At 35.5% G+C, this 12,757-nt stretch carries 14 protein-coding genes; 13 read left to right on the forward strand and 1 reads right to left on the reverse strand.

What is annotated here, in order from left to right; genetic code table 11:
- Positions 1-58: 58 nt before the first annotated feature.
- Positions 59-1,207, forward strand: coding sequence for a 30S ribosomal protein S1 (rpsA, locus tag ACK4M9_RS15485; protein WP_409852412.1), 1,149 nt, complete (start codon positions 59-61; stop codon positions 1,205-1,207).
- A gap of 12 nt (positions 1,208-1,219) precedes the next feature.
- Positions 1,220-2,281, forward strand: coding sequence for a type 2 isopentenyl-diphosphate Delta-isomerase (fni, locus tag ACK4M9_RS15490; RefSeq protein WP_409852415.1), 1,062 nt, complete (start codon positions 1,220-1,222; stop codon positions 2,279-2,281).
- Between the two features lie 104 nt (positions 2,282-2,385).
- On the opposite strand, the gene ACK4M9_RS15495 is transcribed toward fni, so the two are convergent.
- Entirely contained in the window at positions 2,386-2,517 is a 132-nt protein-coding gene (locus ACK4M9_RS15495; protein ID WP_409852418.1) for a YpzI family protein, read from the reverse strand.
- Positions 2,518-2,667: 150 nt separating this feature from the next.
- On the opposite strand from ACK4M9_RS15495, the gene ACK4M9_RS15500 reads away from it, so the two are divergent.
- The 11 genes from ACK4M9_RS15500 (at position 2,668) to mtrB (ending at position 12,367) form a co-directional block, all read left to right on the forward strand.
- Entirely contained in the window at positions 2,668-3,276 is a 609-nt protein-coding gene (locus tag ACK4M9_RS15500; RefSeq protein ID WP_409852421.1) for a YphA family membrane protein, read from the forward strand.
- 272 nt (positions 3,277-3,548) lie between these two features.
- Positions 3,549-4,862, forward strand: coding sequence for a ribosome biogenesis GTPase Der (der, locus tag ACK4M9_RS15505; RefSeq protein ID WP_409852424.1), 1,314 nt, complete (start codon positions 3,549-3,551; stop codon positions 4,860-4,862).
- 54 nt (positions 4,863-4,916) lie between these two features.
- A complete protein-coding gene (gene plsY, locus ACK4M9_RS15510) occupies positions 4,917-5,516 on the forward strand; it encodes a glycerol-3-phosphate 1-O-acyltransferase PlsY (RefSeq protein ID WP_409852427.1) in 600 nt (199 codons plus the stop codon).
- A gap of 19 nt (positions 5,517-5,535) precedes the next feature.
- A complete protein-coding gene (locus ACK4M9_RS15515; RefSeq protein ID WP_409852430.1) occupies positions 5,536-6,552 on the forward strand; it encodes an NAD(P)H-dependent glycerol-3-phosphate dehydrogenase in 1,017 nt (338 codons plus the stop codon).
- Positions 6,553-6,660: 108 nt separating this feature from the next.
- Positions 6,661-6,921, forward strand: a complete 261-nt coding sequence (locus tag ACK4M9_RS15520) for a stage VI sporulation protein F (protein ID WP_409852626.1) — start codon at positions 6,661-6,663, stop codon at positions 6,919-6,921.
- A 572-nt stretch (positions 6,922-7,493) separates the two neighbouring features.
- On the forward strand, positions 7,494-7,691 hold the full coding sequence (locus tag ACK4M9_RS15525) for a DUF2768 family protein (RefSeq protein WP_409852433.1): 198 nt from the start codon (positions 7,494-7,496) through the stop codon (positions 7,689-7,691).
- A gap of 26 nt (positions 7,692-7,717) precedes the next feature.
- Entirely contained in the window at positions 7,718-8,425 is a 708-nt protein-coding gene (locus tag ACK4M9_RS15530) for a hypothetical protein (protein WP_409852436.1), read from the forward strand.
- Positions 8,426-8,874: 449 nt separating this feature from the next.
- Complete coding sequence (spoIVA, locus tag ACK4M9_RS15535; protein ID WP_409852439.1) at positions 8,875-10,353, forward strand: stage IV sporulation protein A; 1,479 nt, start codon at positions 8,875-8,877, stop codon at positions 10,351-10,353.
- Between the two features lie 458 nt (positions 10,354-10,811).
- Positions 10,812-11,084, forward strand: a complete 273-nt coding sequence (locus tag ACK4M9_RS15540) for an HU family DNA-binding protein (RefSeq protein ID WP_409852441.1) — start codon at positions 10,812-10,814, stop codon at positions 11,082-11,084.
- Positions 11,085-11,315: 231 nt separating this feature from the next.
- The gene (gene folE / locus ACK4M9_RS15545; protein WP_409852443.1) at positions 11,316-11,885 is read left to right on the forward strand and encodes a GTP cyclohydrolase I FolE; all 570 of its coding nucleotides are present in this window, start codon (positions 11,316-11,318) and stop codon (positions 11,883-11,885) included.
- Positions 11,886-12,145: 260 nt separating this feature from the next.
- On the forward strand, positions 12,146-12,367 hold the full coding sequence (gene mtrB / locus ACK4M9_RS15550) for a trp RNA-binding attenuation protein MtrB (protein WP_409852445.1): 222 nt from the start codon (positions 12,146-12,148) through the stop codon (positions 12,365-12,367).
- Positions 12,368-12,757: the final 390 nt, after the last annotated feature.

Genomic DNA, 12,757 nt, shown 5'->3' on the forward strand with positions numbered 1-12,757 from the left:
AACAATTTTTTTTATAAAATGTTCTATAATTGATAGTTAATAAGGGAGGTAATTAGTGATGTCAGAACAAATGAATCAAGAAATGGCTCAAGTGAGAACTTTGAGTGAAGGTGATGTTATTACAGGTACTGTAACAAAAGTAGAAGACAAAGCAGTGTATGTGAATGTTGGTTATAAGGTAGATGGAATTATCCCAATAAGTGAACTTTCAAGTCTACATATCGAAACAGCTAATGAGGCTGTTAGTGTAGGTGAAGAACTTCATTTAAAAGTTATCAAGGTGACAGATGAGGAAATTTTACTTTCAAAGCGAGCTGTCCAAGCAGAAAAAGCTTGGGAGAACTTACAAAAGAAACTTGAAACTAAAGAAATCTTTGAAGCTCAGGTAGCTGATGTTGTTAAAGGTGGCTTAGTAGTTGATGTAGGGATTAGAGGATTTATCCCAGCTTCATTAGTTGAAAGACATTTTGTAGAAGACTTTTCGGATTACAAAGGAAAAACATTAAGGTTAAGAGTTATTGAATTAGATAAGGAGAACAATAAGCTAATTTTATCGCAACGAGATGTCTTAGATGAAGAAATTGAAGTACAAAAGAAAACAGCATTCGAACAACTTACACCAGGACAAATTGTTGAAGGTACAGTGCAACGCTTAACAAATTTCGGTGCGTTCGTTGATATCGGTGGGATAGATGGTTTAGTGCACATTTCGCAAATCTCGCATCAACGCGTTGAGACACCGTCAGAACTTCTTAACGAGGGTGACAAAGTTAAAGTGAAAATTCTTTCTATAGATGTTGATAATGGTCGAATTTCATTATCTATTAAAGATACATTGCCAGGTCCATGGGCAGACGTTTCCGAAACTATCCATCCAGGTGATGTTGTTGAGGGTGAAGTAAAGCGCCTTGCGTCATTTGGTGCATTTGTAGAAATTGCTCCTGGTGTCGAAGGTCTTGTCCATATTTCTCAAATCGCTAACCGCCACATTGGAACACCTAGTGAAGCACTAAAAGAAGGTGAAGTGGTAAAAGCAAAAGTTCTTGATGTAAATATAAAAGATAAGCGTATTTCTTTAAGTATTCGTGACCTCTTAGAAGCAGAGGAAAAGGCTAACATTCCAACTCAAGAATATCAGCGCAACGAAGAAACTAGTGGCTTCTCTCTGGCTGACGTTATTGGGGACCAATTAAAAAAGTTTAAATAGTAGGTGAAAGTTTTGGATAGAACTTCAAGAAAGATAGAACATATTGAGCATACATTAAAGCTCCCATCAAAAGAGTCTCACTCTTTCGATGATATTAAGTTTGTCCATCAAAGCTTACCTAATATAGATGTTGATCATGTAGGAATTCATACAAATGTCGGTGAACTATCTCTAAGTTCACCGATTTTTATCAATGCAATGACTGGTGGGGGCGGAGAACGTACCATTAGTATTAACCGATCATTAGCGAAAATGGCTAAAAAGTATAATATGGCCATGGCTGTAGGTTCACAAATGGCTGCTATTAGAGATAAAAATGAACGTGCTACTTTTGAAGTCGTAAGACATGAAAATCCTTCAGGGATTGTCATTAGTAATATAGGGAGCGAAGCAACTGTAGAGCAGGCGAAAGAAGCAGTTGAAATGATAAATGCTGATGCCCTGCAAATTCATTTAAATGTAGTCCAAGAACTTGTCATGCCAGAAGGTGATCGTCATTTTTCAGGAGCTCTTGACAGAATTAGAGACATTGTGGAAAACCTTTCAATTCCAGTTATCATTAAAGAAGTCGGTTTTGGAATGAGTAAAGAAACCGCTACAAAGCTTGCTAACATTGGCGTTAATATTATTGATATTGGTGGATCTGGTGGGACAAATTTCGCCAAAATCGAAAATCTTCGTAGAGATAAATCCTTTGATCTTTTTAACGATTGGGGTATTCCAACTGCTGCAGCGATATGTGAAGTGAAAACCTCACAGCCCTTTCTATCCGTAATTGCTACTGGTGGAGTGAAGACAGGGCTAGATATTGCTAAAGCGCTAAGTTTAGGTTCGGCTGCAGTCGGAGTTGCAGGGTTATTTTTAAAAGAGTTGCATCAAAGTGGTGATGAAGGATTGGAACTTACTGTTCATCGGTTACACGAAGAATTAAAAATGGTTATGACTGTTTTAGGCATTAAGAAAATTGACGATTTAAGAAAGGTTCCACTCGTCATTAGTGGAGAAACTTTCCATTGGTTAAAGCAAAGAGGCATTCCTACAAAGAATTATGCTCAGAGAGTCTATCCACATTAAAAGAACTTAATATAGTTTTAAGAGGTGACATTAATACGTCACCTCTTTTTTACGAGTTTTTAATAAATGATATCTAGTTTTGCAAAGGTTTGTAGCCTTTTGTTTTAACGCTGTCGCTTTCTTGCTGATTCTGGACCTTCTAGTTTTGTTGCACCTGCATAGCCTAGACTTTGATCACGATCTGACGCGACTTTCCCAGACTTTCGTAGTTTTGTTTCTTGGCGATCTTTTCCCATTCTTATCACATCCTTTCACAAATAGTTTTTGTTAAAAAAGATCAGTATATGTACTTTTAATTACATAGGAAATAGTAATTGTCAGAAATTTTTATTACTTTGATTATTTCTTTTCCTTTTTTCCTATAATGTGAATGGAGGGGTTGGACTATGGAGGGAATATATTTTTACTGGATTTTTTGGATAGGATGGATTTATTGTACTTTTATGTTAGATAAAACAAGAAAGCGTATTGCAGTGACAGTTGCTATTCTATTTCTAATCATATTTTCAACAAGACACGTTATTATAAATGATATAATAGTAAATTGTTCAACATTATTAGGTTTACTGATTGGATATTATTTCATCTCAAAAAGTCATTTTACAACCATTTTATATTACTTAAGCATAAGCTTGATATTAACTTGTTCTTATGTATCGTTTAGATTATTTCAATTATATGATCCAGTGTGGGTGATGTTTAATCCAACAATCAAATTAGCGGCAATTTTAATATTACTAACATTAGTGTTAATTAGAGAACATCAGATAAGAATAGCTCTTTTGTTGATCACAGTTGCTCAAGGAGAAATTATTTATTCGTTATTTTTAAATAGTATTGTCGGAAACGTAGTTGTAATTGGTCATTTAGAAAGCTTGGATATTGTTGCAATTACAATAGCTGTTTCTTACCTGTGGTTAGTTTTTGAAAAAATGGTTGCATTGTTAGATGATTATGTTAAACAGCGAACAGTTTTAAGCTCACAAAGAAGATAGTTGTACCCAATGAAAGAAAAATGTTGGCTCTTTATATTGTTTTTTGTTAAAATGGATAAGCTAAGATTTAAAGGAAACTTTACCCTTCTAACTACATAGAGGGGTTTTGCTATAGTTTTTGGTTTATACTTTAAAAAGTAGAAAAATAAAGACCACTTGCGGAGAGTAAGGTTTTTCTAAACAGTGCAAATAACTTGTGTAAGCAACAGTAAGCGTTAAGTTTCTGCGTTAACATCAACTTATATAAGTAGGAAAAAGGAAGGTAATACGTTATGACAAAACCAGTAGTAGCCATTGTAGGTAGACCAAATGTAGGGAAATCTACGATCTTCAACAGAATTGTTGGGGAAAGAGTTTCAATTGTTGAAGATATACCAGGAGTAACAAGGGATCGTATTTATAGTTCGGGAGAATGGTTAAATAAGGACTTTAATCTGATTGATACAGGTGGTATTGAAATAACTGATGAACCGTTATTAACGCAAATGAGGCAGCAAGCCGAGCTAGCAATTCAAGAAGCAGATGTGATCATCTTCATCGTAAACGGACGTGAAGGAATAACCGGTGCAGATGAAGAAGTTGCAAAGTTATTATTCCGTTCTAAAAAGCCGATTGTACTCGGAATTAATAAAATTGACAACCCGGAAATGCGTGAGCAACTATATGAATTTTACTCTTTAGGAATGGGTGATCCGATTGCCATCTCTGGTTCTCATGGATTAGGTTTAGGTGATTTACTTGATGAAGTTATAAAACACTTCCCTGAGGATGAGGACGAAGGCTATGATGAAGAAACGATTCGTGTTTCATTAATTGGACGACCAAATGTTGGGAAATCGTCGCTTGTAAACTCCCTTTTAGGCGAGGAGCGAGTTATCGTAAGTAGTATCGCAGGGACAACTAGAGATGCGATTGATACGCCTTTTACGGTTGATGATCAACAATATGTCCTAATTGATACTGCCGGAATGAGAAAAAGAGGGAAAGTGTTTGAAAGCACCGAAAAATATAGTGTACTAAGAGCTTTAAAAGCAATTGAACGTTCTGATGTTGTGTTGGTCGTATTAAATGCTGAAGAAGGAATTCTAGAACAGGATAAAAAAATTGCTGGTTATGCCCATGAAGCTGGAAGAGCTGTAATAATTGTCGTTAACAAGTGGGATGCAATTACGAAAGATGATAAAACTTTACAGACGTTTGAGCAAAAGATAAAAGATCACTTTTTGTTTTTAGATTATGCACCAATTTTGTTCGTATCAGCGCATTCTAAACAACGCTTAAATACAATTTTACCGATGGTGAACATTGTTGCTGAAAACCATAGTCTACGTGTGCCAACAAACGTTTTGAATGATCTGATAATGGATGCTGTTGCGATGAATCCGACACCGACTGATAAAGGCAAGCGATTAAGAATCAATTATGCAACTCAAGTGGCAATTAAACCACCAACGTTTGTCATCTTTGTTAATGAACCAGAATTGTTACATTTTTCGTATGAACGCTTTTTGGAAAATCGTATTCGTGCGACATTTGAGTTTAAAGGAACACCAATAAAAATAATCCCAAGGAAAAAGAACGATTAAAATGTTTCTCCTAAAATAACGTATGAACAAAAGTAAACATAGGGGAGAGGGAAAATGGAAATAATTATCTCGATCATAGTTGGGTATCTACTCGGATCTATTAGCTTTAGTTATGTATTTGGGAAAAAAATTAAAAAGGTAGATATTCGTGAACATGGAAGTGGAAATGCCGGGGCAACAAACACCCTTCGAGTTTTAGGGATTGGCCCAGCGATAGCGGTTTTATTGTTGGATGCATTAAAGGGGATCGTTGCCGTTTTATTAGCGTTGTATTTGGTTGGCGATGGACTTGTTCCAGCTGCTGCAGGGCTTGCTGCTATCGTTGGTCATAATTGGCCTGTATTTTTACGTTTTAAGGGTGGTAAAGGAGTTGCAACAACAATTGGTGTCCTTGCAACTCTTGTCTTCTGGCCAGCTTTATATGCGGGAATTATTGCAATTATTAGCATTGTCATAACACGTTTTGTTTCACTGGGTTCATTATTGTTTTTGCTGTTAACAACCTTGTTTATGATTGTTTTTCACGATTATTTCGTCTATCCGATTGAATATACATATTTATTAATTGTAGTGACGATTTTATCATGTTGGCGTCATCGAGCCAATATATCAAGGCTCATAAAAGGAAACGAAAATAAAATTGGCAAAAAGTGAAACCAAGGAGGATGGAAAAATGGCTAATATTGCTGTATTAGGTGCAGGAAGTTGGGGAAGTGCTTTAAGTATTGTCTTGTCGGATAATAACCATCAAGTCCGAATTTGGGGACGAGAAGAAGAGCAGATCGAAGAAATTAATGAGAAACATACAAATGAGAGATTTCTACCGGGTGTAACTTTACCGGAAAATGTGATCGGTTTTACAAATCTAGAAGCAGCATTAAGTGGTGTCGAAGCGATTTTGCTTGTTGTGCCTACAAATGCGTTCCGAGAAGTTCTTAGGGAAGTTAGGCTCCTTTTAAAAACAAAAGTTACCTTTATTCATGCAAGTAAAGGAATTGAACCGGACAGTTTAAAACGTATATCAGAAATGATTGAAGAGGAAATTCCAGAACAATTACGCAAATCTGTAGTTGTTTTATCTGGTCCAAGCCATGCTGAGGAAGTAAGTTTGCGCCAACCAACTACTGTGACTAGTTCATCTTTACTACTCGAAGAAGCAGAGTATGTCCAAGATTTATTTATGAATATGCATTTTCGAGTGTATACAAATCCAGATTTAATTGGTGTCGAACTTGGAGGAGCCTTGAAAAATATCATTGCTCTTGGAGCGGGCTTAACTAGTGGCTTAGGATTTGGCGATAATGCTAAGGCGGCTCTTATGACTAGAGGATTAGCTGAAATTGCTCGACTTGGGATTAAGTTAGGTGCTAATCCGCTAACGTTTGCTGGTCTTTCAGGTTTAGGTGATTTAATTGTAACATGCACAAGTGTTCATAGCCGTAATTGGCGGGCTGGTAATTTACTTGCACAAGGCAAATCGTTAGACGAGGTACTAACGGGTATGGGGATGGCTGTTGAGGGTGTAAGAACAACAAAAGCTGCCTATCAATTAGCGATTCGCGAAAGTATTGAAATGCCAATTACTTCTGTCTTGTACGATGTGTTATTTAATAACAAACAACCCCAAGTGGCGGTTGATGAACTAATGGGTCGTGTTAAAACTCATGAGGTTGAAGATTTAAGTTTGTAAGCCCTAAAAAAGCAAGCTGGATAATTCCAAATTATCTTTTCGTTATTTTTCACAATAGTCCTCCTTTAGCATATGATATGTTGAAAACTTACTTTTAGGGAGGACGTCATTGTGGAAAGAAACAATTTCTTTGATAATCTAGAAAAGAAAACGAATGTAAAACAACAAGACATATTTAACTTAGCTAATTCTGTTAGCGGTGCTAATTTTAAAGATGAGCAGACAGTACGTAACTTAATTCAACAAGTAGCTAATTTAGCTAATAAACCTGTCTCAAAAGAAAAAGAGGATGAGCTTGTAAATACGATCGTAAACAACAACCTCCCACTAGATTTCGCATCTCTTGCTAAAATGTTTGGGAAAAAATAATCCTTTATTAGGCTAGTGTTATCTACGCTTTAATTAACTTCTGCATATACTGTTACGGTACCAACATTAACAAGGGCTCTTTTTAGGAGATAGTATTTAGCTAGCTAACATTAGAAACGCCCCTTCTTTTGTTAGTTTATAGAAATCTTTGCCGCATTGTTGCTAGTTTATACGTACTAGATGGTTGCCCAATTTGTGCAATCATCTTTTTTTATGATATAAGGTATTTGAGCAATGATTCACTATTATCGCCAATTTATAATTACATTAAGAGTAACTTCTATAAGATGTCGCTGGATTTCCTTGAACGAGCCTCTAAAATTCATTAGAGTTATACAGCGAAGAGAAAGGGAAGACAGCGACAACTCATTGAAGGAGCAATTTTTTTTCACCACCATTTGTGTTCTCTGTGAAAATTATCGAACGACTCCTTAAGCTCACATTAGTACAATGATTTCAATATAAGTAGTGTGAAAGAGTTATTAATTCTAATAGACTTTAATTTATGCTATAATAATCCGGCAATTATCTTTAAGATATTATATGACAATGAGATAAATGGAGGATAAAATATGACTGAAGGTTTAATTAAAATGTGGCTATCGTTTATCGCAATGGGCTTAATGTTTTTTGCTGTATTTGGTACGGTTTTTGCAAGAAAAAAATTAACTGGAATTATTCAAAAAATAATACTAGGAATTACGTTTATAAGTATTATTTTTGCTGGTATTATTATTTTTTTACTTGTAATAAACGTCCCTACTGTATAAATATAGGATAATCGAGGTTGATTGCATTGAAGAAGTTATTACTACTAACGTTCATTCTTTTTATACTGACAGGCTGTCTTTATCCTGATGAACAAAGGGTAGAAAATCAAGTGCCGTACCAAGATCAAATACTATCGGTTCAACAGGCTGTTGTTCAGTACCGCATTGAGAATCAAGCATTGCCAGTTCATCATAGAGAAACAGAAACCAATATTTTTCAACAAAATTTAATCAATTTTCAAAAACTAGTCCCAAAATATATGCAGCAACCGCCAGGAAACTCATTTGAAAATGGCGGTGTATACCAGTATGTGTTAGTAAAGGTAGAAGAAGATCCACAAGTAAAGCTTATTGACTTGACGATGACGAAGGGAATACAAGAATTTCAAAGAAAAGTAAATGATTATCGTCGTAAAAATCGTTTTGCCCCTGTGCAGGAAGTAGTTGCAACAGGAGTGTTTCTACTAGATCATGAGAAACTTAAGTTGAAGGAGTCTCCTACTGTGAAAAGTCCGTTTCATCCTGATCATCGCTTACCGCTTTATATCGATGGAAATGGACAAGTCATCGTTGATTACACGATTGATCTCAACTATGCTTTAAATAAGTTTGAACATGATTTTACAGATGGAGATGATGTTAGGGAAATCCTCATCGAAAACTTTCCATTTGTTCCTGCCTATTCCGTTCCCTATACCGTTAGAGATGGCGAGGTAATTTTTACAGAAAATTAAAAAGAATAATTAATTTCATAGTTATATTAAGTCTCTTTCCACATATACATACAAAAAGGAAGGGGCTTTTTTGTGTTCAGCTAGTGTTAATACATAAAGCCGAAAACTACGAAAGTTATGAAGAACCATCTAGTAACAAGAGAGTGTTGGGGTGTGTATGCCGTAGCTTGACTGCTATTACACCTTTAACATTCCTTATTGCAATGACTTTTTTGGGGTGAGTAGGTGATGATTAGAGCATAAAAAAGTTACCAAATAAAAACTTAAAATATAAACTTTTTGGAAACTAGTGTCATATTTGTTGGACAACATCATAAGTATATAATGTCCGAGATTAGAACAATGGCAATTGGAAGCTTCCACGATTAATCTTTGTACTACTAGATTTAGTAATTATTTTACTAGTCGTGGATGAAATAATTTAAACAATTGATTCGGGAGGGGATCACGTGGAAAAAGTTGATATCTTTAAAGATATCGCTGAAAGAACGGGTGGCGATATTTATTTAGGAGTGGTGGGCTCCGTTAGAACAGGTAAGTCGACTTTTATTAAAAAGTTTATGGAACTTGTGGTCATTCCAAACATTGAGAATGAGTCTGAAAAAGCAAGAGCCAAAGATGAATTGCCTCAAAGTGCAGCTGGTAAGCAAATTATGACAACAGAACCGAAATTTGTACCTAATAACGCTGCAAAAATCCATGTTTCAGAAGGTCTAGAAGTTAACATCCGATTAGTTGATTGTGTGGGCTATACAGTTCCAGGTGCAACTGGCTATGAAGATGAAAATGGACCTCGAATGATTAGTACTCCTTGGTATGAAGAGCCAATACCATTCCAAGAAGCTGCTGAAATTGGAACTAGAAAAGTTATTCAGGAACACTCAACATTAGGAGTTGTCATCACAACAGATGGTTCAATCGGTGATATTCCGCGCGCTAATTATATCGAATCTGAGGAGCGAGTAATTAATGAGCTAAAAGAAGTTGGCAAACCTTTTATCGTCATTATTAATACGGTTCGTCCTCAACATCCCGATACTGAAGCAATGAGACAAGAACTAATGGAAAAGCACGATGTTCCAGTTCTAGCATTGAGTGTTGAAAGTATGAATGAACAAGATATTAATAGTGTCCTACGAGAAGTATTATTCGAATTCCCAGTCCATGAAGTCAATGTCAATCTTCCTAGCTGGGTAATGGTATTGAAAGAAGAACACTGGTTACGTCAAAGCTACGAAGAATCAGTTCGTGATACCGTAAAGGATATCAAAAGACTACGCGATGTAGACCGTGTCGTAGGTTTGTTCGGGGAATTTGAGTTCATTGATCATGCTAGTTTAGCTGGTATTGAAATGGGATTAGGTGTAGCAGAAATTGACCTATATGCTCCGGATGATTTATATGATCAAATCCTAAAAGAAGTAGTCGGGGTTGAAATTAGAGGGAAAGACCACTTACTGCAGCTTATGCAAGATTTTGCCCATGCTAAAGCAGAGTATGATCATGTAGCCGATGCTCTGAAGATGGTTAAGCAAACAGGTTATGGTATAGCAGCACCAACAATTAGTGATATGAGCTTAGATGAGCCAGAAATTATTCGTCAAGGTTCTAGGTTCGGAGTCCGTTTGAAAGCTGTTGCACCATCAATTCACATGATTAAAGTTGATGTAGAATCGGAGTTTGCACCGATCATTGGTACTGAAAAGCAAAGTGAAGAGCTTGTCAGATATTTAATGCAGGACTTCGAAGATAACCCATTGTCAATATGGAATTCAGACATTTTCGGACGGTCATTAAATTCGATTGTTCGTGAAGGAATTCAAGCGAAATTATCGTTAATGCCAGAAAATGCTAGATATAAGTTGAAAGAAACACTCGAAAGAATTATTAACGAGGGATCAGGAGGCTTAATCGCCATCATTTTATAGTAAATAACGATCATTAAATTGTGAGACTCTCCTTGCTACTTAGGAGAGTCTTTTTGTATAAAAAAACGTTTTAAGCATATACAGAACAAAACAAATTTCAAATAGATGTCGCTGGATTTCCTTAAACGAGCCCCTAAAATTAGTTAGAGTTTTACAGCGAAGAGAAAGGAAATTCAGCGACTTTTCATTGGATATATGCTAACGACTAGATAATGTTTGCTTATGTTATTGAGGTATGATAGAATTCCCTAAACTGTTATAAATTGTTTTGCTAAATGAAGAATTTTTAGGGAAAAAAGTCTTAAATTGTAATGAATTGTTTAAAAAGATATTGAATTATTGCTGATGATCGTTTAATATAAGTCTTGTTATTCAAGTAATTTCATAAAACAAGTATAAAATTTGTAAAAATGTGCAAGTAATTGAATAACGTGAAATTTTGGGAGGAGGTGAATTCCATGAACAAAACAGAATTAGTTAATGCAGTTGCTGAGAAATCAAGTCTTTCTAAGAAGGACGCAACAAGTGCAGTTGATGCTGTATTCGAAGCAATTACTGACTCTCTTCAAAGTGGGGATAAAGTACAATTAATCGGATTTGGTAACTTCGAGGTACGTGAACGTGCTGCTCGTAAAGGACGTAACCCACAAACTGGTGAAGAAATTGAAATCGCTGCTAGTAAAGTTCCAGCGTTTAAACCTGGTAAAGCCCTTAAAGATGCTGTAAAATAATCTCATACATATAGGGCAAGAAGAGATGTGAAAACATCTCTTCTTTTTTTTCAGGATTTTCATGTTTTCGTGTTTGCTTAGTGAATATTTGGAAAGTGGTTATCCTACTAAAAGAAAGTTTGTTTATATGAGATGTACCTAGGAGATTTGAGTTTCGCATTTGCGCTTGTAATGTTTGCTATGCTATGATTTTTACTACAAAGTTAATGATTATGAATGGAGGATACTCGTTTGAATAAATTTGATCATGAAAAAATTGAAGAAGCGGTTAAAATGATATTAGAAGCGATAGGGGAAGATCCTAGTCGGGAAGGCTTATTAGATACGCCCAAACGAGTAGCAAAAATGTATGAGGAAGTATTTCAAGGTTTACACCAAGATCCTAAAGAACATTTTGCTACAGTTTTTAGTGAAGACCATGAAGAATTGGTTCTTGTTAAAGATATCCCTTTTTATTCAATGTGTGAACATCACTTAGTGCCATTTTTCGGAAAGGCTCATGTCGGCTATATCCCTAAAGGAGGGAAAGTTACCGGTCTGAGCAAATTGGCAAGAGCGGTTGAAGCGGTGGCTAAACGCCCGCAACTACAAGAACGGATCACTTCAACTATTGCAGAAGCTATGGTTGAAACTTTGCAACCACTTGGAGTTATTGTTGTCGTAGAAGCAGAACATATGTGTATGACAATGCGTGGCGTGAAAAAACCAGGTTCATCAACGATTACCTCTGCTGTTCGTGGTGCTTTTGCAAATAATCCAGCTGCAAGAGCAGAAGTCTTGTCTTTAATAAATATTAAATAATCTCTACTAATGACACTGTTAGTTACCGTTCATTTTTACATTTTTATATACAGAAGTGGATATGTTACTACTAGAGGTGATTTATATGAGAAATAATTCGAGAACACAACTATTAAGTTGGATTATTCCGATAGTAATCATACTAATTGGTGTTTACGTAGCATACATAATGATCATGTAGTTGTACCTTATTGACAATCATTTATACTTAGGTAATAGTAAAGAAGAGATAATTATAGCGTTTTCATAGGGGAGGTATCATGATGGCAAGTAACGATGATTTCATAGTTATTAAGGCAAAGGAAAATGGCGTCAATGTTATCGGTTTAACAAGAGGTTCGGATACACGCTTTCATCATTCGGAGAAACTTGATAAAGGGGAAGTGATGATTGCCCAATTCACAGAACATACTTCCGCGGTAAAAATACGTGGTAAAGCAATTATTCAAACGAAACACGGCGAGGTTGAGACTGATAGTTAAAAAAGCAGGACGTACCCTGCTTTTTTTATACTTTAATGAATTTCATAATTCATTACTTTCGCTATATTGTTCTAAATGTTGTTGCGTAGAAACCATTCGCAACTACAATTAGAACAATATAGCAATTCACTCACTTTATGAGTGTTTGAAAATTTTCTTATGCATAAACTATTTGAAAAACTAAATGAATCACGTAAAGCCCAAGTTTTGCTAATTGTATATCAGGCTTTTTCCTTGTTTTAAAATTATGTTATACTAGTTATGTTCTTTTTTATAAATGATAAGGTTATACTTTTAACAAATTTCTTATTGTGTTACAAAATTGGTTTCGCTTATTATGGTACGAATAAAATTAAACCATAATTATATTTTACTTAGGGGAAAATTGTT

The sequence above is a fragment of the Anaerobacillus sp. genome (genome assembly GCF_046314235.1).
GTDB lineage: Bacteria > Bacillota > Bacilli > Bacillales > Anaerobacillaceae > Anaerobacillus.